At 73.3% G+C, this 22,552-nt stretch carries 22 protein-coding genes; 10 read left to right on the forward strand and 12 right to left on the reverse strand.

Going from position 1 to position 22,552, the window contains the following annotated elements:
- Nucleotides 1-7 precede the first annotated feature (7 nt).
- The 5 genes from fliW to EKO23_RS13640 all read left to right on the forward strand — a co-directional run bounded on the left by fliW (nt 8) and on the right by EKO23_RS13640 (nt 3,824).
- Nucleotides 8-436, forward strand: coding sequence for a flagellar assembly protein FliW (gene fliW, locus EKO23_RS13620; protein ID WP_246051078.1), 429 nt, complete (start codon nt 8-10; stop codon nt 434-436).
- A gap of 9 nt (nt 437-445) precedes the next feature.
- Nucleotides 446-679 carry a carbon storage regulator CsrA gene (csrA, locus tag EKO23_RS13625; RefSeq protein WP_134718184.1) on the forward strand — a complete coding sequence of 78 codons (234 nt, stop codon included), beginning with the start codon at nt 446-448 and terminating at the stop codon, nt 677-679.
- A gap of 241 nt (nt 680-920) precedes the next feature.
- Nucleotides 921-2,510: an MDR family MFS transporter gene (locus EKO23_RS13630; RefSeq protein WP_246051079.1), complete on the forward strand. Its 1,590-nt coding sequence runs from the start codon at nt 921-923 to the stop codon at nt 2,508-2,510.
- On the forward strand, nt 2,507-2,977 hold the full coding sequence (locus tag EKO23_RS13635) for a MarR family winged helix-turn-helix transcriptional regulator (protein ID WP_134718186.1): 471 nt from the start codon (nt 2,507-2,509) through the stop codon (nt 2,975-2,977). The genes EKO23_RS13630 and EKO23_RS13635 overlap by 4 nt, the downstream gene beginning before the upstream one ends.
- 184 nt (nt 2,978-3,161) lie before the next feature.
- Complete coding sequence (locus tag EKO23_RS13640; RefSeq protein ID WP_134718188.1) at nt 3,162-3,824, forward strand: maleylpyruvate isomerase N-terminal domain-containing protein; 663 nt, start codon at nt 3,162-3,164, stop codon at nt 3,822-3,824.
- 177 nt (nt 3,825-4,001) lie between these two features.
- Here the strand turns inward: EKO23_RS13640 and EKO23_RS13645 are convergent, their stop codons facing one another.
- The 3 genes from EKO23_RS13645 to EKO23_RS13655 form a co-directional block, all read right to left on the reverse strand.
- Entirely contained in the window at nt 4,002-5,606 is a 1,605-nt protein-coding gene (locus EKO23_RS13645) for a glycoside hydrolase family 13 protein (RefSeq protein WP_217702621.1), read from the reverse strand.
- A gap of 42 nt (nt 5,607-5,648) precedes the next feature.
- Nucleotides 5,649-6,476, reverse strand: coding sequence for a hotdog family protein (locus EKO23_RS13650; RefSeq protein ID WP_134718192.1), 828 nt, complete (start codon nt 6,474-6,476; stop codon nt 5,649-5,651).
- A 91-nt stretch (nt 6,477-6,567) separates the two neighbouring features.
- Nucleotides 6,568-7,905, reverse strand: coding sequence for a cryptochrome/photolyase family protein (locus EKO23_RS13655; RefSeq protein ID WP_217702622.1), 1,338 nt, complete (start codon nt 7,903-7,905; stop codon nt 6,568-6,570).
- A gap of 47 nt (nt 7,906-7,952) precedes the next feature.
- Between EKO23_RS13655 and EKO23_RS13660 the strand changes: the two genes are divergently transcribed.
- Nucleotides 7,953-8,639 carry an iron-dependent transcriptional repressor DtxR gene (locus EKO23_RS13660; protein ID WP_134718194.1) on the forward strand — a complete coding sequence of 229 codons (687 nt, stop codon included), beginning with the start codon at nt 7,953-7,955 and terminating at the stop codon, nt 8,637-8,639.
- Here EKO23_RS13660 and EKO23_RS13665 read toward each other — a convergent pair.
- Entirely contained in the window at nt 8,626-9,510 is an 885-nt protein-coding gene (locus EKO23_RS13665; RefSeq protein ID WP_134718196.1) for a LysR family transcriptional regulator, read from the reverse strand. The two genes, EKO23_RS13660 and EKO23_RS13665, sit on opposite strands and share 14 nt — an antisense overlap.
- An 84-nt stretch (nt 9,511-9,594) precedes the next feature.
- On the opposite strand from EKO23_RS13665, the gene EKO23_RS13670 reads away from it, so the two are divergent.
- Nucleotides 9,595-10,503 carry an EamA family transporter gene (locus EKO23_RS13670; protein ID WP_134718198.1) on the forward strand — a complete coding sequence of 303 codons (909 nt, stop codon included), beginning with the start codon at nt 9,595-9,597 and terminating at the stop codon, nt 10,501-10,503.
- Nucleotides 10,504-10,506: 3 nt separating this feature from the next.
- On the opposite strand, the gene EKO23_RS13675 is transcribed toward EKO23_RS13670, so the two are convergent.
- From EKO23_RS13675 to EKO23_RS13690, 4 genes are all read right to left on the reverse strand, one after another.
- Nucleotides 10,507-11,358, reverse strand: coding sequence for a Sir2 family NAD-dependent protein deacetylase (locus EKO23_RS13675; protein WP_134718200.1), 852 nt, complete (start codon nt 11,356-11,358; stop codon nt 10,507-10,509).
- Nucleotides 11,355-11,624 (reverse strand): DUF2277 domain-containing protein, encoded by a 270-nt coding sequence (locus EKO23_RS13680; protein ID WP_134718202.1) that lies wholly within the window; start codon nt 11,622-11,624, stop codon nt 11,355-11,357. Before EKO23_RS13680 ends, EKO23_RS13675 begins: the two co-directional genes overlap by 4 nt.
- A 142-nt stretch (nt 11,625-11,766) precedes the next feature.
- Nucleotides 11,767-11,973 (reverse strand): hypothetical protein, encoded by a 207-nt coding sequence (locus EKO23_RS13685; RefSeq protein ID WP_134718204.1) that lies wholly within the window; start codon nt 11,971-11,973, stop codon nt 11,767-11,769.
- Nucleotides 11,974-12,121: 148 nt separating this feature from the next.
- Entirely contained in the window at nt 12,122-14,068 is a 1,947-nt protein-coding gene (locus tag EKO23_RS13690; RefSeq protein WP_167880467.1) for a beta-propeller domain-containing protein, read from the reverse strand.
- A 67-nt stretch (nt 14,069-14,135) separates the two neighbouring features.
- On the opposite strand from EKO23_RS13690, the gene EKO23_RS13695 reads away from it, so the two are divergent.
- Nucleotides 14,136-15,305: a saccharopine dehydrogenase family protein gene (locus EKO23_RS13695; RefSeq protein ID WP_134718208.1), complete on the forward strand. Its 1,170-nt coding sequence runs from the start codon at nt 14,136-14,138 to the stop codon at nt 15,303-15,305.
- Between the two features lie 5 nt (nt 15,306-15,310).
- Here EKO23_RS13695 and EKO23_RS13700 read toward each other — a convergent pair whose 3' ends face one another.
- Nucleotides 15,311-15,904 carry a potassium channel family protein gene (locus EKO23_RS13700; protein ID WP_167880468.1) on the reverse strand — a complete coding sequence of 198 codons (594 nt, stop codon included), beginning with the start codon at nt 15,902-15,904 and terminating at the stop codon, nt 15,311-15,313.
- Between the two features lie 46 nt (nt 15,905-15,950).
- On the opposite strand from EKO23_RS13700, the gene EKO23_RS13705 reads away from it, so the two are divergent.
- Nucleotides 15,951-16,916, forward strand: coding sequence for a hypothetical protein (locus EKO23_RS13705; protein ID WP_134718212.1), 966 nt, complete (start codon nt 15,951-15,953; stop codon nt 16,914-16,916).
- Here the strand turns inward: EKO23_RS13705 and EKO23_RS13710 are convergent.
- Both EKO23_RS13710 and EKO23_RS13715 read right to left on the reverse strand, forming a co-directional pair.
- Nucleotides 16,899-18,479: an ICP22 family protein gene (locus EKO23_RS13710; protein WP_134718214.1), complete on the reverse strand. Its 1,581-nt coding sequence runs from the start codon at nt 18,477-18,479 to the stop codon at nt 16,899-16,901. The two genes, EKO23_RS13705 and EKO23_RS13710, sit on opposite strands and share 18 nt — an antisense overlap.
- Complete coding sequence (locus EKO23_RS13715) at nt 18,476-19,108, reverse strand: HdeD family acid-resistance protein (protein WP_134718216.1); 633 nt, start codon at nt 19,106-19,108, stop codon at nt 18,476-18,478. The genes EKO23_RS13710 and EKO23_RS13715 overlap by 4 nt, the downstream gene beginning before the upstream one ends.
- 180 nt (nt 19,109-19,288) lie before the next feature.
- Between EKO23_RS13715 and EKO23_RS25295 the strand changes: the two genes are divergently transcribed.
- Nucleotides 19,289-19,459: a hypothetical protein gene (locus EKO23_RS25295; RefSeq protein ID WP_167880469.1), complete on the forward strand. Its 171-nt coding sequence runs from the start codon at nt 19,289-19,291 to the stop codon at nt 19,457-19,459.
- A 48-nt stretch (nt 19,460-19,507) separates the two neighbouring features.
- Here EKO23_RS25295 and EKO23_RS26180 read toward each other — a convergent pair whose 3' ends face one another.
- Nucleotides 19,508-22,111: a LuxR C-terminal-related transcriptional regulator gene (locus tag EKO23_RS26180; RefSeq protein ID WP_134718218.1), complete on the reverse strand. Its 2,604-nt coding sequence runs from the start codon at nt 22,109-22,111 to the stop codon at nt 19,508-19,510.
- Nucleotides 22,112-22,552: the final 441 nt, after the last annotated feature.

Here is a 22,552-nt window from a genome sequence, read left to right on the forward strand (position 1 = left end):
AGCGCTCGTGACCGACGCCCCCGTCACCGACGTACCGGTGATCGAGCTGATCCGTCCCATGGCGGGCTTCCCCGACCACCGGCGGTTCGCACTGGTCGAGCTCGGCGAGGACGGCCTGCTGTGCAGCCTCGCCTCGCTGGACGACCCGGGTCTGCGGTTCCTGGTCGTGCCGCCCGCGCCGTTCTTCCCCGACTACGCGCCCGAGGTCGGCGACGACGTGGTCTCCGAGCTCGGCATCAGCACCGCCGAGGACGTGCTGCTGCTGGTGGTGCTGAACGCCGGCGAGTCGCTGGCCACGACCACCGCCAACCTCGCCGCGCCCCTGCTGGTCAACCACGCCACCCGGCGCGGCGGCCAGATCGTCCTCGACCAGCCCGGGCTGGAGGTCGCCACGCCGTTGCTGGGCGAGGCGGGCGCCGCGAGCCCCGCCCGGTAGCGTGGACGCATGCTGGTTCTGAGTCGTCGCCCGGGCGAGAGCGTGGTCCTCGGTGACGACATCACCATCACCGTCCTCGAGGTCCGCGGTGACGTGGTCCGCGTGGGCATCGACGCGCCCCGGTCGCTGAAGGTGCACCGTGCCGAGCTGCTGGTGCAGCTCGAGGAGAGCAACCGCGAGTCCGCCTCGCCCAGCGACGACGCCGTCGCCTCGATCGCCCGGGCCCTGCGCGACCGCTCCTGACCCGGACCGACGGCCGGGTGATGCGGGCTCGTCGTGTGCGCCGAGCGGGCACGTCGCGGTAGCCCTGGTCTCGAGACGCTCGCTGGCGCTCGCTCCTCGACCAGCGACCCGCCGAGCCGTGGGAAATGGCGGCGCCGTGCGGCGTCGTACCGCCGTGTGACCGGGACGACACGGCAATTGGTTGCGAATCGCAACCAACGGGAGGATAGTTGTCGGAGTCAACGACTTCCGAAAGGCTCCCGTGTCCCAGGCCACCACCGCTCCCGCGCCGACTGCCGAGCAGTCCGGCGCGATGACCCATCGCGAGGTGCTCGAGGCCCTCTCCGGCCTCCTCCTCGCCATGTTCGTGGCGATGCTCTCGAGCACCGTCGTGTCCAACGCGCTCCCGCGCATCGTCACCGACCTCGAGGGCAGCCAGACCGGCTACACGTGGGTGGTCGTGGCGACCCTGCTGACGATGACCGCGACCACCCCGATCTGGGGCAAGCTCGCCGACCTGTTCAGCAAGAAGGTCCTCGTCCAGACCGCGCTGGTGATCTTCTCGGCCGGCTCGCTGCTGGCCGGCTTCGCGCCCAACATGGAGGTGCTGATCGGCGCCCGCGCGATCCAGGGCCTCGGCGTCGGCGGCCTGACCGCGCTGGTCCAGGTGGTCATCGCGTCGATGGTCAGCCCCCGCGAGCGCGGCCGGTACTCCGGCTACATCGGCGCCACGTTCGCCCTCGCCACCGTCTCCGGCCCGCTCGTCGGTGGCGTGCTCGTCGACTCGGTCGGCTGGCGCTGGTGCTTCTTCGTCGGCATCCCGGTCGCGGTCGTCGCGTTCGCGGTCCTGCAGAAGACCCTGCACCTGCCGGTGATCAAGCGCGAGGTGCACATCGACTACCTCGGCGCCACCCTCATCGTAGGCGGCGTCTCGCTGCTGCTGGTCTGGGTGTCCCTCGCCGGCAACCAGTTCGACTGGGTCTCCGGCACCAGCATCGGCCTGGTGATCGCGGGCCTCGTGGTCCTCGCCGCCGCCGTCTACGTCGAGATGAGGGTGGCCCGCGAGCCGGTGATCCCGATGCGCCTCTTCCGGGACCGTACGACGTCGCTCGCGACCATGGCCTCGGTGCTGATCGGCGTCGCGATGTTCGGCTCGACCGTCTACCTCTCGCAGTACTTCCAGCTCGCCCGCGGCATGTCCCCGACCAAGGCCGGACTGATGTCGATCGCCATGGTCGGCGGGCTGCTGATCTCGAGCATCCTGACCGGCCGGATCATCAGCGAGACCGGCCGCTGGAAGCGGTACCTCGTCGGCGGCATGGTGCTGGTCATCGTCGGGCTCGGCCTGCTCGCCCAGATCGACGAGCGCACCCCGCTGCTCGTGGTCGGGCTGTTCATGTCCGTGCTCGGTCTCGGCCTCGGTGCCACCATGCAGAACCTCGTGCTGGCGGTGCAGAACAACACCGCGCAGTCCGACATGGGCGCCGCCAGCTCGGTGGTCGCGTTCTTCCGCTCCATGGGCGGCTCGATCGGCGTCTCGGCGCTCGGTGCGGTGCTCAGCCACCAGGTTGCCGAGAAGGTGACCCAGGGCCTGACCCGGCTCGGCATCGCGACCGGTGACGGCCACCAGAGCCACTCGATCCCCGACCTGTCCTCGCTGCCGGGTCCGGTGCGGGCGATCTTCGAGAACGCCTTCGGTGAGGCGACCGGCCACATCTTCCTCGTGGCCGTGCCGTTCGCCGTGCTGGCCCTGGTGTGCGTCCTGTTCATCCGCGAGGTCCCGCTGCGCACCACGATCCTGCGCGAGGACGAGCTCGCCCCGGAGGCGACCGCGGAGCTGAACTCGCGATGAGCGCCAAGGCCGCGTCGCCCGAGCGCGTGGGCACCCGTGCCCACTCGCTCGGCCGGCTCGAGCACGAGTTCGGGGTCGTGCTGCGGCGGGTCAAGCGGGTGCTCGCCGAGCGGGCCCGTGCCGTGCACCCCGACCTGCCGGCGTCGTCGTACCTCATGCTCAGCTACCTCGACGAGTCCGGCCCCTGCCGCAGCTCTGCGATCGCCGAGCTGTTCGCGATGGACAAGGGCGCGATCAGCCGACAGGTGCAGCACCTCGCCGACCTCGGTCTGGTCGAGCGCACCCCCGACCCGGCCGACGGTCGCGCCGCGCTGCTCGCGGTGACCGACGAGGCCCGCCGCCGGATGGCCCAGGTCCAGCGCGACCGCCGCCGCTGGCTGGACGAGCGCCTCGGCGACTGGTCCGACGAGGACCTCCTCGCCTTCGTCGACACCCTGTCGCGCTACAACGCCTCGCTCGACTACTGACCGCCTTTCCGGATAGTCCCAAACCTTCGAGGGGTCGACACGCCGCTGTCGGCCCCTCAAAGGTTTGGGACTACCTCGCCAAGGCACAGGGGTAGTCCGTGGCGCAGTGGCTCGGACGTCGGGCAGCGGCGAGCCAGCACGTCGCGGGCTACCGGGATCGGGGCGGTGGGGCAAGAGTGGGGGCATGAGCGCCGCGCTGCTGGAGTCCGCGTACGCCGCCTTCGAGGAGGCGGTCGCCTCGGTCGACGAGGAGGCGAGCTGGGAGCCGACCGGCTGCAGCGGCTGGGCGGTGCGCGACCTGGTCTTCCACGTGCTCTGCGACGCGCAGCGGGCGCTGGTCGCGCTGCACACGCCCGCGCCGTACGACGCGCGGCCGGACCGGGACGCCGTGACCTACTGGGAGGGCTGGGGGTCGGACACCGAGGGCGACGCGAACGGCCGACGCTGGACCCGGGTCAGCGGCGCCATGTTCCGCGACTGGACCCGGCTGGCCGCGCTGCACGGCGAGACGTCGGCCGCCGCGCGCGACGCCGTACGGCGGTCGGACCCGGGCGCGCTCGTGGCCACCCAGGGGCACGTGCTCACGGTCGGCGACCTGGCCAGCACGCTCGCGGTCGAAGCGACCGTGCACCACCTCGACCTGGTCGCGCACCTCGACGGCCGGCCGGGTCCCGAGGCCGGTGCGCTGGCGGAGGTACGTCGCGTGGTCGAGGCCCTGGCCGGTCCGTTCCCGGCCGACCTCGACGACGTACGCGTGGCCCTCATCGCCACCGGCCGGGCCGCCCCGGACGACGCCGAGCGCACCGCCCTGGCCGAGGTACTGCCGAACCTGCCGGCCTTCTCCTGACCCCCATCTCGGGGTAGTCCCCAACGAAACGGTTGCTCCCACCGGCGTGTCGGACCCTCATTCGTTTGGGACTATCCCGCGCTGCGACAAGGAGAAAGTCCACGACGTCCTGGCTCGGGGATCAGGAGAGATCCAGCCAGGACGTCGCGGACTGTCAGGAGATGGTGTGGAACGGGGTCAGGCGCGGACCCACGCGGCGGTGTCCGGGGGCAGCAGGGTGCCGGCCGCCGACTCGGTCAGCCGACCGCTGGCGACCAGGACCTCCCCGGCGGGCAGCGGCACGGGGGAGTCGCCGCAGTTGGTCACCGAGACCACCGGACCGCGGCGCACGACGAGCACGTCCGCGTCGGAGCCCGAGGTGTCGACGGTGTCACCCGCGGTCGTCGCGAAGGTACGACGGGCGGCCAGGGCCGCGCGGTAGAACGACAGCGTCGAGTCCGGGTCGCCGTCCTGCGCCTCGACGGTCAGGGCGTCCCAGTGCGCCGGCATCGGCAGCCAGGGCTGCTCCGCCGGACCGAAGTCGTACGGCGCGCGGTCCCCGCCCCACGGCATGGGGACGCGGCAGCCGTCCCGGCCGGGCTCGCCGGTGCGGAACCAGGACGGGTCCTGCCGGTGCTCCGGCGCGACGTCGACCTGCTCGAGGCCGAGCTCCTCGCCCTGGTAGACGTACGCCGAGCCGGGCAGCGCCAGCATCGTCAGCGTGGCCGCGCGGGCCCGAGCCAGCCCGGTCTCGCCGCCGCCGTACCGCGTGACGTGCCGGGTGACGTCGTGGTTGCTGAGCACCCAGGTCGGGGACGCCTCGACCAGCGAGACCGCCTCGAGGGTGTCGGTGACGACCTTCTTGAAGGCCGGCGCGGACCACGGCGTGGTGAGCCAGTGGAAGTTGAAGGACTGGTGCAGCTCGTCGGAGCGGATGTACTGCGCCATCGACTCCGGGGTCTGGGTCCAGGCCTCGGCGACGGCCATCCGGTCACCGGGGTAGTCGTCCAGGATCTTGCGCCAGCGGCGGTAGACCTCGTGCACCTCGGGCTGGTCCCACATGGGCTCGTCGCGCAGCACGCGCTCGACCATGGAGTGCTCGGCGGAGGCGGCCTCGGTCTCGTCGGCGGCGACGACCTGGTCGCGCAGGCCCTCCTCCTTGAACAGGCCGTGCGCCACGTCGACGCGGAACCCGTCGACGCCGCGGTCCAGCCAGAACCGGAGCACGTCATCGAACATGTCGGCGACCTCGGGGTTGCGCCAGTCGAGGTCGGGCTGGGTCGGGTCGAAGAGGTGGAGGTACCACTGGCCGTCGTCGACGCGGGTCCACGCGGGACCGCCGAAGACCGACTCCCAGTTGTTCGGGGGCAGCTCGCCGTGCTCGCCGCGGCCCTCGCGGAACATGTAGCGGGCGCGCTCGGGACTGCCCGGCCCGGCGGCCAGCGCTGTCCGGAACCAGGCGTGCTCGCTGGAGGTGTGGTTCGGCACCAGGTCGACGATCACCTTCACGTCGAGCTCGTGGGCCCGCTCGATCATGGCGTCGGCGTCGGCAAGGGTGCCGAACAGCGGGTCGACGTCGGTGTAGTCCGCGACGTCGTACCCGTGGTCGTTCTGGGGGGAGGAGTAGAACGGCGTGATCCACAGGGCGTCGACGCCGAGGTCGCGCAGGTGGGGCAGCCGGGCGGTGATCCCGGGCAGGTCGCCGATGCCGTCGGCGTTGCCGTCGGCGAAGCTGCGGACGTAGATCTGGTAACAGACCGCGTGCCGCCACCAGGCGTTCCTTGGATCGTTCAAATTCACCATGAGAACCATGGTGGCAGACCGGGCGGCGAGGACGAAACCCGTTCAGCCGAATGTGGCGCGGTCCACGGCGATCCACACGTGCCGGGCCCGGCCCACGATGCGTCCGTCGGCGTCGTACAGGGTCGACGCGGTGAAGCTCTTGCGCCCCTCGGCGCCGAGCAGCTGCCCGACCACCACGTGCTCCTCGCCGATCGCGGGGAGGGCGTCGATCTCGGCGGTCATCCGGCCGAGCACCATCATCCGCTCCTCGAGGTCGGCCGCCCAGCCGCCCGTGCAGTCCAGCGCCGCCCAGGTCACCGGCAGGCTGGCGCGGGGCACCTCGTCGACGTACTCGTGGAAGTCCTCGCCGACGCTCGGCGCCGGCGTCCACGCCGACGCCACCCGCTGCCCGCCGTCCGCGGCCGGCGAGACCAGGCCAGGGAAGATCCGCAGCCCGTCGCCCTCCGCGCGGCCGGTGCCGCAGGCGAAGCAGGTGGGGAAGGGGTGCGACCGGAGGCCCGGGTACGTCGCCATGGCCGCACGCGCCTCCTCGACCGGCACCGCCTCGACCGGCGTGACCTCGCCGTCGAGCACGCGCGCCTCGGCGACCCGGGCTTCGCCCGCGGCCAGCACGGTCAGCGGCGGCTGCTCGGCGTCGAGGTGCTGGACGTGCAGGGGTACGTCGAGCGGCGGCGGCATGCGCAGCGTCACCTCGATCGCCGGCCACGAGCGGCAGCGGTCCTCGCCCTCGCGGCCCGGGACCAGCGCGGCCAGCGAGCCGGCCGTCCACCCCCCGTTGCCGGAGTCCTTCGGACCGCAGAACCGGGACGGCACGGTGAGCTCCGTCGTCGGGAAGTGCTCGATCAGGGGTGCTGAGACGGGGTCGGTCATCCGTTCCTCCACTGCCGGCGTCGGCCGGCAGTTGCCGCTGGTTGTGAATTTCCTACGGTCGCACGCCCGGGCGTGCTGCGTCGATCTGGTGTCACCGCTTCATCCGCTCCAGCCGGGCCAGCGCCTCGCGCCGCTCCTCGGCGTGGTCGACGATCGGCGCCGGGTAGCCGTCGACCGGGCCCGGCTCGTGCGGATCCTCGGCGCCCGCCAGCTCCGGCACCCAGCGCCGGACGTAGTCGCCGTCCGGATCGAACTTGCGGCCCTGCGAGGTCGGGTTGAAGACCCGGAAGTACGGCGCCGCGTCGGTGCCGCAGCCCGCGGTCCACTGCCAGCCGTGCTGGTTGGAGGCCAGGTCGCCGTCGACCAGCCAGCGCATGAAGTGCCGGGCGCCGTGCCGCCACTCGAGGTGCAGGTCCTTGACCAGGAACGACGCCACGATCATGCGCACCCGGTTGTGCATCCAGCCGGTCGCGCGCAGCTGTCGCATCCCGGCGTCGACGATCGGGTAGCCGGTCCGCCCGCGCCGCCACGCGTCGAGCCGGCCGTCGGGCTCGTCGTACTCCATGCGCGCGAACTCCGGGCGGAGGTACTCCCGCGCGGTCTCCGGCCGCTGGAACAGCACGTCGGCGTAGAACTCGCGCCAGGCCAGCTCGGTGCGGTACGTCGCGGGGCCGGCGCCGCGGGCCAGGTCGGCGAGCATCGTGCGCGGGTGGATCTCACCCCACTTCAGGTGCACCGACATGTGCGAGGTCCGGTCGAGGTCGGGCCGGTCCCGGTCGTCGGCGTACGACGCGAGGTCACCATCGACGTACTCCCGCCACCGGCGCCGGGCGGCGGCCTCCCCGGCCTCGGGCAGCTCGAGGCCGTCCGGGAGCGCGGGGGAGGGGAGGTCGACGGTGTCGTCGAGCGCCAGCCAGCGCGCCCCGGTCGGGGCGTCGACCGGCGCCCGCCAGCCGTGGCCGGCCCACGCCTTCGAGAACGGCGTGAACACCTTGTAGGGGTCGCCGGAGCCGTTGGTCACCCGCCCCGGCGCCACGGCGTACGGCGATCCCGTGCGGACCAGCTCGATGCCGTGGTCGGCCAGGGCCTCCTCGACCTCGGCGTCGCGGCGGTGGCCATAGGGGCCGTAGTCCGCGGCGACGTGGACCCGCGTGGCGCCGACCGCCTTCGCCGCCAGCAGCACCTGCGGGACCGGGTTGCCGCGCACCACCGACAGCCCGGCGTTCCGCTGCCGGAGCGAGGCGTCGAGGGCGCGCAGGGAGGCGGCGAGGTACGCCCGCCGGCTCGGTCCGGCCGGTCCCCACAGTGCGGGGTCGAGCACGAACAGCGGCAGCACCCCGTCGGACGCGCACGCGTCGAGGAGGGCCGGGTTGTCCGAGAGCCGCAGGTCGCGGCGGAACCACATGACCGTGGTGTTCGCGTCGCTCATCGCGTCCACTGTGCCAGCGGGTCCCACGGATACGTAAGAATGATCCGGTGAGCGACCTGATCGACACCACCGAGATGTACCTCCGGACCATCTACGAGCTGGTCGAGGAGGGCATCGTGCCGCTGCGCGCGCGGATCGCCGAGCGCCTGCACCAGAGCGGCCCGACCGTCAGCCAGACCGTGGCCCGCATGGAGCGCGACGGCCTGCTCACCGTCGAGGGGGACCGCCACCTGGAGCTCACCGAGGAGGGCAACCGCCTCGCCACCCGGGTCATGCGCAAGCACCGGCTCGCAGAGCGGCTGCTCACCGACGTGATCGGGCTCGACTGGGAGCTGGTGCACGCCGAGGCCTGCCGCTGGGAGCACGTGATGTCCGAGACCGTCGAGCGGCGCCTCGTCGAGCTGCTCGACCACCCCACCGAGTCGCCGTACGGCAACCCGATCCCGGGCCTCGACGAGCTCGGCGAGTCGTCCCTCGGCGAGGAGTTCATGACCGACGTCGAGGCGCTGTCGGTCGCGGCCGGTCACAGCGACTCGCGGGTGCACATCCGGCGGATCTCCGAGGAGATGCAGAAGGACGAGGACCTCATGGGCGCGCTGCGCCGGGTCGGTGCGCTGCCCGGCAAGACCGTGACCGTGGTCGCCACCGGCGAGGGAGTGCTGGTCGGGTCGGGTGGCGAGACCGCCGAGATCGTGCCCGAAGCGGCCGATCACATCTTCGTCAGGAAGCTCTGAGGTCCCCGGTCAGCTTCTCCAGGACCAGCCGCAGCGGCGGCCAGGCGTCCCGCCCGCGCCGTACGACGGCGTAGGCGCGGAGCACCACCGGCGGGTCCGCGATCGTCAGCACGCGTACGCCGGCGCGGGTCGCGCGCTCCCGCGGCAGCAACCCGACGCCGTGGCCGGCCAGGATCAGGTCCTCGACGAGGTCGAGGCTGTCGATGTGGTGCCGGATCCGCGGGGTGAAGCCGGCCAGCGCGGCGAGCGTGCGGACGGCGTCCTCGTCAGCGGTGTTGCGCGAGTTCACGATCCAGGTCGCGTCGGCGTACGTCGCGAGGTCGGCCGGCTCGCGCGGCTTCCCGTCCTCGGAGACGCCGAGCCCCCAGGGGACGTCCCACAGGTGCCTCGCCGCGACCTCGGGGCCCAGCGAGACCGGGGCGAGGTTGTAGTCGTAGACCAGGGCCAGGTCGAGCCGGTCCGCGGTGAGCAGGTCGAGGGCCTCCCGAGGCTCGTACTCCTGGACCGACACGTCGACATCCGGGTGTGAGCCCGCCATCTCGGCGACCACCGGCAGCAATGAGCGGCGGATGGCGGTGGCGAACCCGCCGACCCGGATGGTCCCGCTGGGCTCGGCGTCGGGGTCGAGGTCGGCCCGGGCGGCGTCGATCGCGGCCATCACCGTCACCGCGTGGTCGGCGAGCCGGAGACCGGCCGGGGTGAGCCTCACGCGCCGGCCTTCGGGCTCGAGCAGCGGCGTGCCGGCCTCGCGGGCGAGCGCGGCGATCTGCTGCGAGACCGAGGACGTGGTCAGGTGCAGGGTCTCGGCGACCGCCCGCATCGAGCCGAGACGGGAGAGCTCGAGGAGGAGACGGAGGCGCCGCGGGTCCATGCCAGGCATCGTGCAGGATCGGTGAACGGTACGTCCACCTATTCCACGTGGACGTGAACGGATCTGGTGGCTTCTACTGGAGCCATGAGCACGACGACCAGCCCCCCGACCGCCGGAGGTACCGTCCCCGGCAACGCGCGCAAGGGCGCCGCGATGGCGCTGGTCTCGATGTCGTGCGTGCAGCTCGGACTGGCCGGCTCGGTCGGGCTGATCGACGACCTCGGTGCCGCCGGGGCGGCCTGGATCCGGCTCGCCTGGGCCGGGCTGCTGCTGGTCGTGCTGGTGCGGCCGCGGGTCCGCGACCTCACCCCGTCCGCGCTCAGGGCGTGCGTGGCCCTCGGCGTGGTCACCGCCGGCGTGACGCTGCTGTTCATGGCAGCGGTCGCCCGCCTGCCGCTCGGCACCGCCAGCGCGCTCGAGTTCCTCGGCCCGCTCGGTGTCGCTGCGTTCCGCGCGCACGGCCGGCACCGCTGGTGGGCGGCGGTCGCGGGCGTCGGCGTGCTCCTGCTGACCGAGCCGTGGAGCGGCGGCGCCGACCCGGTGGGGGTGGCGTTCGCGCTCGGCGCGGCGGTCTGCTGGGCGGCGTACATCCTGCTCACGCAGCGGGTCGGCGACGAGGTCGCGGGCATCGCGGGGGTGGCGGTGTCGATCCCGGTGGCCGCGGTCGTGTCGACCGTGCTGGTCGGGCCGTTCGTGATCGGCGACCTCACGCCGCGGCTGGTGCTGGTCGGGCTCGGGCTGGCGATCCTGCTGCCGCTGGTGCCGTTCACGCTCGAGCTGATGGCGCTGCGGCACCTGACCACCGCGGCGTTCGGGACGCTGATGTGCCTCGAGCCGGCGATCGCCCTGCTGGTCGGGCTGGTCGCGCTCGGCCAGGTGCCCGAGCCGCTGGCGGTGGTCGGTATCGGGTTCGTGGTGGTCGCCGGGATCGGCGCCGAGCGCACCGGGTCGCGGGAGCCGGTGCCGCCGGAGCCGCCGATCCACGGAGGCTGACCGTCAGCCGGCCAGCGCGGTGAGGAACTCGCTGCACCCGTCGTCGAGGGTGTACGTCGCGTGCTCGTCGCCGCGGGTGGGGCCCCGGTTGACGATGACCACCGGGATGCCAAGCCTGGCGGCGCGCTTCACGAACCGCAGGCCGGACATGACCGTGAGCGAGGAGCCCACGACCAGCAGCACGCCGTCGCGGCCGGCCAGCGCCTCGACCGCGTCGTAGCTGCGCTGCACCCGCACCGGCGGGACGTTCTCGCCGAAGAACACCACGTCGGGCTTGAGCGCACCGCCGCAGTCGCAGCCGGGGACCACGAAGCCGTCGGTCTCGTCGATCTCCACGTCGCCGTCGGGACGGACCAGCGCGGCGGCGTGCGTGGCGGCGTACCCGGGGTTGAGCCGCTCGAGCGTCCGCTGCAGCGCGGCCCGGGAGCTGATCGCGCGGCAGGACAGGCAGACGACGTCGGAGATCCGGCCGTGCAGGGCGAGGACGCGCGAGCCGGCGGCCTCGTGCAGGCCGTCGACGTTCTGGGTGACGAGGAGGTCGACGCCGCCGGTGGCCTCGAGCCGGGCCAGCGCGTGGTGCCCGGCGTTGGGGCGCGCCGTACCCAAGCGGGACCAGCCGACGTGGCTGCGCGCCCAGTAGCGGCGCTGCGCGTCGGGACCGGAGACGAACTCGCCGTACGTCATCGGCATCCGGGCCGGGGCGTTCGGGCCGCGGTAGTCGGGGATGCCCGAGTCGGTGGACAGGCCGGCGCCGGTGAGCACGACCAGCGGCCGGCCGCGCAGGAACGCGAGCACGTCGGGCGCAGCCGCCTGCCCCGGTCGGGCGGCGGCCTCGCCGGGCGGTGCGAGGGTCACGTGCCGTACCGCAGTGCGGCCCGGGCGCGCGCCTTCTCCGCCTCGACCTCGCGGTCCTTCGGCGGGGCGGTGGTGACCAGCTCCTCCAGCAGGTGCCGGGTGGCGTGCGCGACCTCGCGCACCGCCAGGTCGAACGCCTCCTGGTTGCGCTGCGACGGCCGGGTGGAGCCGCTCACCTTGCGGACGTACTGCAGCGCGGCGGCCGTGATCTCGTCGTTGGTCGCCGGCGGCTCGAAGTTGTGGAGCTGGCGGATGTTGCGGCACATGTCCCCGAGGGTACGCCGCCCCACCCGCCCCGCCCTGCCTGAAATTGATCGCCGAGGTGCCCGGAGTTGTTGGTCGAGGTGCCCGGAGTTGTTGGTCGAGGTGTCTGGAGTTGTTGGTCGAGGTGCCCGAAGTTGCGTGTCCCTAGTGCCGCTTGCGTCGGACGCGCTTGGACTGGGCTCTCCTCCGCTTCCGCTCCTTGCGCTGGGCACTGCCGGACCTGGTGCGGGACGCCCCCGCGGTTCCTCGTGGCGGGCGCGACTTCGCGAGGCGGGGCTTGCGCTGGTTGCGGACCAGCACCACGGTCACGAGCAGGATGCCCAGGACCGCGAAGACCGCGACGTACCACATGGTGGCCTCCCTCCGGCTGCTGCCTCAGGCTAGCGGTCACCAGACCTGGCCGTCGGCAAACAAGGCCTGGCCGTTCGGGGCGCAATTCGGGGCACCTCGGCCATCGATTCGGGGCACCTCGGCCATCAATTCGGGGCACGTGGGCGGGTCAGGGGGTGAGGAGGCGGGTGGTGTCGGGGCTGGTGACGACGACCCGGCCGTCGGGGAGGGGGAGGGTGCGCAGGGCGGCGACGTCGGCGTACCCGTAGGCGCCGTGCACGGAGCGCTCGGTGAGCTGGCCGCCGGGGCCGACGTGGAGCAGCGAGACCGTGCCGTGCGAGCCGCCGTCGGGGCCCCAGGACTCCACCACCGTGAGCGCGGTACGCCGGTCCGGCAGCCAGGTGAACTGGCGCGGGTCCTGCCCGGCCCGGGTCGCCTGCTGGCTCCCGTAGGTGTGCACGGAGACCCGCCGCGGTGCGGCGAGGTCGGAGACGTCGAAGACCGCCGCCTGGCCGCCCCGGACCGACCCGTCGAGGCCGGCGTCCGTGCCGATGCCGAGCAGCCGGTCGTCGCCGATCGGGTGGAGGTACTCGCTGTAGCCCGGGATCTTCAGCGCGCCGAGCCGCCGCGGGTGCGCCGGGTCGGACAGGTCGATCGCGTAGAGCGGGTCGGTCTGCCGGAACGTGACCACGAACGCCAGGTCGTCGAACCAGCGCACCGACTTGATCTCCTCGTTCACACCGAGCCGGTCGACCCGCCCGACCTGCACCAGCCGGCCGTCGCGCTCGGCGAGCGTCAGCACCGAGTTGAAGTTGCCGGTCTCGGAGGTCGGCCCGACCGCGACCCGCAGCACCCCGTCCGTGGCGTCCATCGCCCAGCGGTCGCGGACCGAGCCGTCGACCTCCCCCGACCCGAGGTACGTCGCGGCGTCGCCGGAGAGCGCGAACGCGTGCAGCTGCGTGGTCCCGTCACGTCCCGGCCACCCGGGCACGACGGCGTCCACCATCACGCAGCAGCGGATCCCCCAGCCCGCGCTGGTGGCGAGGTAGAGCCGGTCGGTCGAGGAGTAGACCGTCGTCGACGAGGTGGCGACGGCGGTGACGCTGCGGTCGCGCGGCGTGGTGGCGTCGTACCCGACCACCGCCATCGTTCCGGGACCCGAGAAGTCCTCGGGGAGACGGACCTGGTCGCAGTCGGCGAGCCGGGTGCGGGCGCCGCCCTCGTCGTGGACGGACGGAAGCCAGTCGGCCAGGGTGCTGGCGCGGACGGCCGCGCGGTTGTGGGCGCGCGCCTCGCGGTCGGACCGCTTGTCCGACGGGTGCACGAACGGGAGGTCCGGCAGGCCCGAGGAGAACACCAGCCGGACCGCGTCGCCGTAGCGTCGCGCCGAGACCAGCTCGGCGCCGTAGGTCTGGCGGTCCGTCATCGTCGGGGCGCCGGGTGACGACAGGTCGACGGAGACGACGGTCGTCCGCGGGCCGCGGCCGTCGTACCACGGACCCTCGCTGCCGAGCACGACGGCGGTGTCGCCGACCAGCAGCAGCTCGGTGCCCGCGCCGTACCCGTAGAGGTCCCGCTGGTCCGCGACCCCGGGCAGCTCGTACGTCGACAGCAGCCGCGGCTCCGTCCCGGTCACGTCGTACGTCGTCAGGGTGTCGCCGCCGACCCGCACCATCAGGTCGCCGTCGGTCTTCGCCACGTCCGGCTCGTCGACGCCCTGCTCCTGCACGTTGGTGCCGGTGTCGCTCGACGTGACCTCGTCGGGGCCGCGCCCGGCGGAGGCGGTGTCCTCGGCCGCGCCCGCCATCGGCGTGAAGCCGTCCCGGGCGAGGTAGACCGGGCCGCCGTCCCAGCCCCACGCGGTCACCCGGTCGAGCGCGTGGTCGACGTACCAGTCGAGCAGCTGGTCGCACGAGTCCGCGGACACCAGTCCCACGCCGGGTGCCTGCGGCAGCGGACGCAGCGGCGCCGCGACCAGACGGCCGGAGCGGACCTCGTCGCCACCGCCACGCCACACGGCCCCGGCGGCGAACGAGCCGCCGACCAGGGCGACGGCGGCGGTCACGGCGAGCCAGCGTCGGGCGGCCGGGCGGGTCAGCGGCGAGGGGCGGTCCATGGGGATCCGACGGGCCGGGGACCGGACCGGTTCCCGGGTCCGCGGACGGTGAGGCACGATGGCCCCCATGACGGACGCCCGCGACCTCGACCTCGTCCTCTTCGGCGCCACCGGGTTCACCGGCGGCCTGACCGCGGAGTACCTCGCCCGGCACGCACCGGCCCGGCTGCGCTGGGCGCTGGCCGGCCGCAACCTCGCGAAGCTCGAGGCGGTGCGCCACCGGCTGGCCGCCATCGACCCGCGCCTGGAGGACATGGAGCTGCTGGTCGCCGACTCCGCCGACCGGGCCGCGCTGGACGCGGTGGTGGCTCGGACCCGGGTTGCCGTCTCCACGGTCGGCCCGTACGCCGTGCACGGCGAGCCGCTGGTCGCCGCCTGTGCCGCCGCCGGCACCGACTACTGCGACCTCACCGGCGAGCCGGAGTTCGTCGACCGGATGTACCTCGCCCACCACGAGACCGCGGTCGCCTCCGGCGCCCGGCTGGTGCACGCGTGCGGCTTCGACTCCATCCCGCACGACCTCGGGGTCTACTTCACGGTCCGCCAGCTGCCGGCCGACGTCCCGGTCACCGTGCGCGGCGTGGTCCGCAGCAACGCGACCTTCTCGGGCGGCACCTTCCACTCGGCGCTGGGCGCGATGGCGGCCGCCCGCAGCGCCCGCGCGACGTACGCCGAGCGACGCAAGGCCGAGGGGCGCCCCGAGGGCCGCTCGTCGCGGGCGGTGCAGGGGAAGCCGCACCGCGACCCGGTGCTGGGCTACTGGCTGCTGCCGCTGCCCACCATCGACCCGGTCGTGGTCGCCCGCAGCGGCGCGGCCCTGGCGTCGTACGGCCCGGAGTTCCGCTACTCCCACTACGCCGGCACCCAGACCCTGCGGTACGCCGTCGGGGGTGCCGTCGGTGCCACCGCGCTGGCCCTGGCCGCCCAGGTCGGACCGCTGCGCGAGCAGCTGAAGAAGCGGGTGCCGCAGGGCGAGGGCCCGGACGAGAAGCGGCGGCGCAAGGCCTGGTTCACGGTCGACTTCGTCGCCGAGGCCGGCGGCGAGCAGGTGCACACCCGGGTGTCGGGCGGCGATCCCGGCTACTCCGAGACCGCGAAGATGCTTGCGGAGTCCGCGCTGTGCCTCGCCTTCGACACCAACCCGCCCACCGCCGGGCAGGTCACCACGGCGGTGGCCATGGGCGACAACCTGCTGTCCCGCCTGCAGAAGGCCGGGCTGGACTTCGACACGGTCTGAGCCCGCTACGTCTCGTTCTCGGTCCGCCCGCCCTGCTGCGCCCGCTTGATCTCGGACCGCTGCCGCACGACGTCCCGCATCCGCGTCGACATGATCGCCGCCGCGGTGGCCACGAAGAGCACGTTGAACACCATCTGGACCAGCACCAGGGCCCGCGCGGCCTGGCCGACGGCGTGCACGTCGCCGAACCCGACCGTGGCCAGCGTGGCGACGGTGAAGTAGAGCGAGTCGATCCGGGTGTGCAGGCTGGCGAACTCGCCGGGGTTGCGCACCTCGACGATGTAGAAGGTCAGGGCGAACACCTCGACCACGAGCACGATGGAGACGATGAGCCCGTCGAGCCGCCGCGAGCTGTCGTCCACGTGGATCCGGATCTGGTAGAGCATCCCCCAGATCAGCGCCACCGAGAGCACGGCCGCGCCGGCCGTCCGACGCGCCACGTCGGCGGTCGACTCGTACTGCACCGGCACGATGAAGTAGACGACGACCGTCAGGACGACGATCGCGAGCAGCCGTAGCCATCGCGAGACACCCTTGGGCACTTCGTCGTCCTCGACCACGTGTCCGACGTTGCCCTCTCGCGGCCGGGGCTGGTTCACCCGGAGAGGGTGATCGCGTGCGGCGCCGCGGGGGCCACGCTGAGGCATGCGCGCGGGTCGACTCGTGGACGCCGGGCGGGCGGTCGGGCGGCGGGTCGGTGGTTGGCTGGACCGGGGGCGGGCCTGGGGCTACCGGGTGCTCGACACCGTGCCGCCGGTCCGGCGGACCGTCGACGCCCTGGCCCGGATCGAGGTGGTCGACCGGTCGATGGCGATCGGGGCCCAGGCGCTGCTGGCACTCGTCCCGATGCTGGTGATCCTCGGTGCGTTCTTCCCGGACGCCACGGACGCGGCCCTCGAGCGCTTCGCGACCGTCACCGGGCTCGGCTCGGGCGGGGAGGAGGTGGTCAAGGAGACCGCCGACGAGTCGGGGTACGCCGCCGCGGCAGCCGGCGTCGACGTCGAACAGGTGCGCGCCACCACCGGCGTCATCGGCATCCTCATCGTGGTGTTCTCGGCGACCAGCTTCTCGCGCGCCGTCCAGCGGATGTACGAGAAGGCGTGGGAGCAGCCGGCGATCGGTGGGGTCGCGGCCCGACGTCGGTGCCTTCTGTGGCTGTTCGGGTGGCTGGTCGCGAGCCAGACGCTCACGTTCGTCGGCTGGCTGGACGACCGGGCCTCGGAGCTGGTCCTGGAGCCGGCCTTCTTCGCCCTGCGCTGCGTCTTCCTCACCCTCATCTGGTGGTGGAGCGTGTGGTACCTCCTGTTCGGGCGCGTGGGCTGGACGCGGCTGTTCTTCCCCTCCGCCCTCACCGGCGTCGTCCTGGGCATCTACACGAGCGCGTCGAGCCTGGTGATGCCGCGGTACGTCGTGACCAGCGCCAACCAGTTCGGCGCCCTCGGTGTGGTCCTCGCGGTGGCCACCTGGCTGGTCGGCGCGGCCGGCGTCGTCGTGGTGACCTCGGTGGTCGGGCGGGCGGTGTCGGAGGACGCGCTGGTCCGGTCGGTCGCGACCCGGTTGGTGTCGGGCATCCGGCTCGGGTCCGGCGGCGGGTCAGGTCGCGGCCGCTGAGCGGTCGTCGGCGGGAGCCTCCACCGACCGGTCGGGGTTGCGGGCCAGGACCTCGACGATCACCAGCAGGAGCAGCGCGATCGCGAGCAACCACAGCGTGAACGACCCGGTCGGGTGTGCGGCCATCACGTACACCACGATCACCGCGCCGCCGATCACCGCCCGGATCACGTTCTTGGAGCGGCCCAGCGCCTCGCCGAACACGCCCGTGTCGAGCCCGGCCCGGTCGGACCCGTGGCGGATCACGTCGAACGCCCGCGTCGCGGCTCGTCGTACGGCGGTCGGGGCCGGCTCCGGGCCGGTCACCCACGCGACCACGGCGATGGCGAGGAACAGCACGAGCACCGCGCGCAGGTTGAAGCGGATGAAGCGGACCGTCTGGTCGTAGATCACCGCGGCCGCGTCGGGCGGCAGCTGGTCGGCGGGGACCGCATCGAGGTAGACGATCCGGAACACGTTGAGCAGGGCGCCGAGCAGCAGCATCGACCCGGCCACCACGAGCGACATGCCGAACAGCGCCCGCCGGCGGCGCCGGGCCGCGAGGATGCCCAGGAAGAAGAGTCCCAGCGCGATGAACGGCAGCGCCCGCGCCACCGCGTTCAGCACCCGGAAGCCGTTCTGCGCCCGGGCGATGTCGGCGGACTGGAAGATCGTGAACTGGGCGCTGACCGCCGGGAGGTTGCCGGCCATCGTGAACCCGGCCTCGACCAGTCGTTGCTGCACGGTCTCGATCAGCACCGCGAGGTTCAGCTTCACCGCGTTGCCCTGCACCTCGACGGCGCCGCCCTCGGTGTCGCCGGTGAGCAGCGCGACCATCTGCGCGTGCGCCTCGCGGTTGGCCTGCTCCCACGCGACCGAGAACGCGTCGGAGGAGACCAGCTTCGCGACCTGGTCGTGGATGAAGTTGTTGACGCCGTTGGTGAGCGGCGTGATCAGCGCCGAGAGGCTGGTCGAGGCCCGCGGCGGCAGGCCCTGTTTCGACAGTGCGTCAACGGCCTCCTGGGTGAGCGCGCGGACGTCGAGGCGCTCGATGATCGCGTTGCTGATCCGGTCGGTCACCGCGCGCTGCACGGCCGGGTCGTCGGCGAGCGGCGCGACCGTGTCGACGTACCGGTCGGTGTCGGACATCTGGTCGTTGGCCCAGGTCGCGACTACGGACAGCGGGGCCAGCATCGCCACCAGGACGGCGCAGATCACGACGGCGAGGCCGCGCAGGATGCCCGAGGTGCGGCCGGGGCGGTCGGCGGCCGGGCCGGTCTCCTCGAGCCGGGCCTCGAGCCGGGCCACCTCGGCGCGCAGCTGGGCGGTCTCCGAGGGGGTCTGCGGGGCGGGTTCCGGGCCGGTCTCCGCGGCGGCGTCGGAACCGGTCTCCGGGTTGGGGCCCGCTTCCGGCTCGGTCGGGATCTCGGCGGTGGGCTCGGTCCCCTCGTCCGGGATCTCGGTGGTGGGCTCGGTGCCGGCGTCCGCAGCCCGGTCCGCAACCTGGTCTGCCGCCTGGTCCGGGCTCTGGTCGGCAGCCTCGTCCGGGCCGGGGCCCGGCTCCTGCGGCGGCGTGCCCGTCATGAGTGGGCGACCGGGTCGGTTCCCCCACGGCTGTCCTGCCGGTGCCGTCCGGAGACACCCGACGAGTCGCCGCGCAGGGAGGACCGGAGACGGAGCGCGGCGACGATCGTGACCGCGCCGTAGCCGATCAGCCAGATGCAGGCGAGCAGCACCAGCAGACCGAGGGAGCGTTCGGGGTTCACGATGAGGAAGCCGCCGACGATGATGCAGAGCACGCCGCGCGCGACGTCCCAGAGCCGGTTCGACTCGCCGGAGTCGAGGAACGCGAGGGCGATGTCGGCGAGTCCGGCCATCACCAGCCAGAGCCCGACCAGGATTCCGACGATGGTCAGGGTCTGGAGCGGGTCGACCACGATCAGGATGCCGACCACGATCGCGAAGGTCCCCACCGCACCCACGATGAGGCGGCCGAGACCGGATGCTCCGGACGGCGCGAGGGCGAGGAAGAGCTGCACGCTCCCCGAGATGATCAGCTGGATCGCGATCAGGATCGCGACCACGGTGAGCGTCTCGCTGGGCCAGGCTGCCAGGACCACGCCGAGGAGCAGCGTGACGACGCCGTACCCCATGACCAGGCCCCAGTGGTCGGCCATCACGTTGCGCACGATGACGCGGGAGTCATCCGACATGCCGCCTCCTGATCCAGGTTCTCCGACGAGCCACTCCGACGAGGCACTCCGACGCGACCAGCGTGCGGCAGGCCCCTCCGTCGCGGTTCCCCCGCAACGGGTGAGGTCAGGGGTCCGACGGAGGATCACGATCGAGAGAACAGGAGACGTCGAGGCCTTTCGGGAGGCAGACCGATGCACATGCGCATCCACCCCGTCAGGAGTGCCGCACCGCGCGTGCGGCTCGAGCCGTCCTACACCCGGACGGTGGTCGAGGGTGTGCTCGCGCTCCTGACGCTGGTGGTCCTGGTCGGCGGCCTGGCCGCGGTCGCGACCTGGGGCGTGCTGGCGCTCGTCGCCATCGCGCTCTGAGCGGCCCGGGACCGACCCCCGACCGGCCAGGTGGCGCCGGTCGATCGATCAGAGCAGGTGCAGGCTGCGCGCCACGGCCAGGGCCTCGCTGCGCCGGGTGACCACGAGCTTCCCGTAGAGGTTCGACACGTGCGTCTTGATCGTGTTCTCGGAGACGAACAGGTGCGCCGCGATGTCGGCGTACGTCGCCCCGCGGGCCAGCTCGTTGAGCACCTCCCGCTCGCGGGGGCTCAGCGCCGGCAGCGGGGTGCCGTCCGGGCTGGCCTTGGCCCGCTCCTGGTCGGTCGGCGTGGTCGGCGCGAACACCGTGGCCACGTCCGGCTTCCCGCCCCCCGCCTCTGCCAGCTCCCGGATCCAGGCGGTCGGGTAGCGCTGGGCCAGCCGGGCCAGCAGCGACTCGATCGGCGTGCCCTGCCGGCTCCACCCGAGGAACGGCACGGCGTTGCGGCGCACCTCGGTGATCGTCGCCGCCTCGCGCAGCAGCTCCAGCGCCTGGTCCGGCTCGCCGAGCACGTCGAGCAGCTGGGCGCGGCAGGCCATGGCGAGCGCGCGGGTGGCCGGCTGGGAGTAGATGACCTCCTCCTCGGCGACCGCGTACGCCGCGGCGCTGGCCTTGCGACTGCCGGTCAGCTCCAGCCGGAGCCCGGCGAGCAGCGCGACCTCCCCGCGCAGACCGAGCGCCTCGAGCTCGCCCTCGAGCGTGCGGAGCGTGCGCTCGTCGCCGGCCAGGCTGGCCAGGAAGCCGCGCTCGATGATCAGCACGACCCGGAGGTGGTCGGACATCGTGAACAGGTCGGTGGGCACCTGGAGCCGCTTCTCGGCCTCGGCGACCGATCCGCCGGCCAGGGCGAGCCGGGCGTTGCGGACACCCACCCAGAAGCGGGTGACCGGGTCCCCCTCGTGGACGAGCACCTGCTGGGCCGGAGCCGGGTCCCCGGGCTCCGGCCACGGCAGGTCGGACATCCCGGCCAGCTCCCGTGCCAGCAGGGCGCGGGCCAGCACGAAGTCCCGGGGCGCGTCCTCGGTCGCCATCAGGTCGACCGCCTGCTGGGCGATCGTGAGGCAGGCGCTCTCGCGGCCCTGCATGTAGACGGTCCAGGCGAGGTGGGAGAGGCCCAGGGCGGTCAGGCCGCTCAGGCCGCGCGAGCGGCTCATCGCGATCGCGGTGCTCAGGTTGATCTCGGCCTCGACCAGGTCGCCCAGCCAGTTCTGGGCGATGCCGAGCTCGGTCAGCAGCATGACCGTGAGCGGTTGCGGGGTGGTGCCCGACATCTGCGCCATCAGCACGCGCCGCGCATAGCCGATCGCCGAGCCCACGGGCTCGGCCCCCATCCGGGCCCGCACCAGCCGGGTGCAGGCCAGCCGGAGCGAGCGGGGGTCCTCGGGCCCGACCCCGGCGTGGTCGACCACCAGCCGGTCCAGCCAGTGGCCGGCGGCGGTGGCGTCCCGGCTGAGCCAGCGCTCGAGCGCGAGCAGGAACCAGATCTCGGGATGCTTCTCGACCTCGTCGGTCCAGCGACGCCCGAATGCCGCGATCTGCGACCCCTGGCCGCGCATCAGCAGGGTCAGGCCGTCGTCGACGAGCAGCCGCGCGGCCTCCTCGGGCTGGTTGAGGTGCAAGAGCCGGCGCAGCGCGGCGTCGGACTCGCCGCGCGCCAGGTCCAGCCGTACGGCGCGCCGTACGGTCGACTGGGCCTGGGCGATGTCCACGCCACCGGCGGCGATGCGACGACGCACCACCTCGATCAGCAGCGGGTGGATCCGGTAACGGGTGGCGACCGGGTCGTCGTCGCCACGCCGGGCCTGCGGGACACCGGTGTCCGCCGGGACCCGCGACACCAGCAGTCCGGTCGTCTCCAGCCCCGCCAGCACGTCCGCGGCGAGCGGGTCGTGGGTCAGGTGGGTCGCCACGTCTGTGCTGACCACCTGCTCGGCGGCGACGCAGAGCAGCAGGTGTCGTTGCCGGGGCTGGAGCGTCGCGAAGACCTCGCTGGCCAGCCGGTCCGCGATGCTGGCGTCACCCCGGGCGAACCGCTCGGCGGCGGCCAGGGGGTCGGGGCTCGCGGCCACTGCGCGCGAGGTGAGCACGACGGCGGCGCACCAGCCGTTGGCGTGAGTGGTGACCGCCCGGAGCACGTCGGCGTGGCTGGTGCGGGCGTGCTCGGCGATCAGCGTGGCGCACTCGTCGTCGTCCATGCGGAGCACGTCGCCGCGCAGGATCGTGAAGTGGCCGAGCAGCTCGGGGACCAGGCGGGACAGGGGAAGGTCCCACCGGGAGAGCAGCAGGAGCCGCAGGTCGTCGGGGACCTGGTTGAGCCGCTCGTCGAGCAGCCGCAGCGTGGACGACGGCAGCTCGTGCGCCTCGTCGACGACGACCAGGGGCCGGAGGCCGTCCGGGCCGGGCGTCGCGGCGGCGTCCAGCAGCGCAGCCATCCGTGCCGGGGTCCAGGTGCGGTCGGCGTTCACCCACCGGGCGCCATCGGCGGGGCCGGCCGCCCGGAGCCACCCGGCGACGCCGAGCGTCTTGCCCGCGCCGACCGGTGCCACGAGCAGCGTGATGCCGCCGTCGGTGGCGTCGTCGAGGTGACGGTTCAGCGAGGCTCGCGGGACGTAGACCCGGGGCAGCCGGGGCACCCCGGCGAAGGCGTCCACGGACGTGTCGCGGGTGGGGCTGCCGGTGCCGGATGCGGTGCCTGGTGCAGGTGTGCCTGGCCGAGGTTCGTGCGTCGTGGTCATCGTCCGTGAGCCTCCCGGTCGGTTCGACCCGAGATGCGGTCGCCGTGCGCGCTCCCATCGCAACGGCCGCCCCGAGCCGGACGCGTTCGCAATTCGGACGAGCCCTCCCGTCCAGTTGCAGGCTAGGAGGGCAGGAACGACCGTCGCCTCACCCGTGGCGGGTGAGGCAGGACGGGTTAGTCGGGACGGAGCAGGCCGGTGGGACTCGGAGGGAGGGGACCAGACCGGGACCTGCGGCGCGGTTCCCCTGCCTCCACCGGACTGGTCCAGACGTCGGCAACCGGCGGCCCGGCCCATGCCGGACCCCGGACAGCGGTCGTCCGCGGCCCGGGCGTCGGCCTGTCGCGCCGAGGGTGG

This window comes from Nocardioides guangzhouensis (assembly GCF_004519545.1).
Taxonomy (GTDB): domain Bacteria; phylum Actinomycetota; class Actinomycetes; order Propionibacteriales; family Nocardioidaceae; genus Nocardioides; species Nocardioides guangzhouensis.

Excerpts from the sequence above, each read along its gene's own strand:
- csrA (WP_134718184.1), top strand. The coding sequence starts at position 446 with ATGCTGGTTCTGAGTCGTCGCCCGGGCGAGAGCGTGGTCCTCGGTGAC.
- EKO23_RS13635 (WP_134718186.1), top strand. The coding sequence starts at position 2,507 with ATGAGCGCCAAGGCCGCGTCGCCCGAGCGCGTGGGCACCCGTGCCCAC.
- EKO23_RS13640 (WP_134718188.1), top strand. The coding sequence starts at position 3,162 with ATGAGCGCCGCGCTGCTGGAGTCCGCGTACGCCGCCTTCGAGGAGGCG.
- EKO23_RS13645 (WP_217702621.1), bottom strand. The coding sequence starts at position 5,606 with ATGGTGAATTTGAACGATCCAAGGAACGCCTGGTGGCGGCACGCGGTC.
- EKO23_RS13650 (WP_134718192.1), bottom strand. The coding sequence starts at position 6,476 with ATGACCGACCCCGTCTCAGCACCCCTGATCGAGCACTTCCCGACGACG.
- EKO23_RS13655 (WP_217702622.1), bottom strand. The coding sequence starts at position 7,905 with ATGAGCGACGCGAACACCACGGTCATGTGGTTCCGCCGCGACCTGCGG.
- EKO23_RS13665 (WP_134718196.1), bottom strand. The coding sequence starts at position 9,510 with ATGGACCCGCGGCGCCTCCGTCTCCTCCTCGAGCTCTCCCGTCTCGGC.
- EKO23_RS13670 (WP_134718198.1), top strand. The coding sequence starts at position 9,595 with ATGAGCACGACGACCAGCCCCCCGACCGCCGGAGGTACCGTCCCCGGC.
- EKO23_RS13680 (WP_134718202.1), bottom strand. The coding sequence starts at position 11,624 with ATGTGCCGCAACATCCGCCAGCTCCACAACTTCGAGCCGCCGGCGACC.
- EKO23_RS13685 (WP_134718204.1), bottom strand. The coding sequence starts at position 11,973 with ATGTGGTACGTCGCGGTCTTCGCGGTCCTGGGCATCCTGCTCGTGACC.
- EKO23_RS13690 (WP_167880467.1), bottom strand. The coding sequence starts at position 14,068 with ATGGACCGCCCCTCGCCGCTGACCCGCCCGGCCGCCCGACGCTGGCTC.
- EKO23_RS13695 (WP_134718208.1), top strand. The coding sequence starts at position 14,136 with ATGACGGACGCCCGCGACCTCGACCTCGTCCTCTTCGGCGCCACCGGG.
- EKO23_RS13705 (WP_134718212.1), top strand. The coding sequence starts at position 15,951 with ATGCGCGCGGGTCGACTCGTGGACGCCGGGCGGGCGGTCGGGCGGCGG.
- EKO23_RS13710 (WP_134718214.1), bottom strand. The coding sequence starts at position 18,479 with ATGACGGGCACGCCGCCGCAGGAGCCGGGCCCCGGCCCGGACGAGGCT.
- EKO23_RS13715 (WP_134718216.1), bottom strand. The coding sequence starts at position 19,108 with ATGTCGGATGACTCCCGCGTCATCGTGCGCAACGTGATGGCCGACCAC.
- EKO23_RS25295 (WP_167880469.1), top strand. The coding sequence starts at position 19,289 with ATGCGCATCCACCCCGTCAGGAGTGCCGCACCGCGCGTGCGGCTCGAG.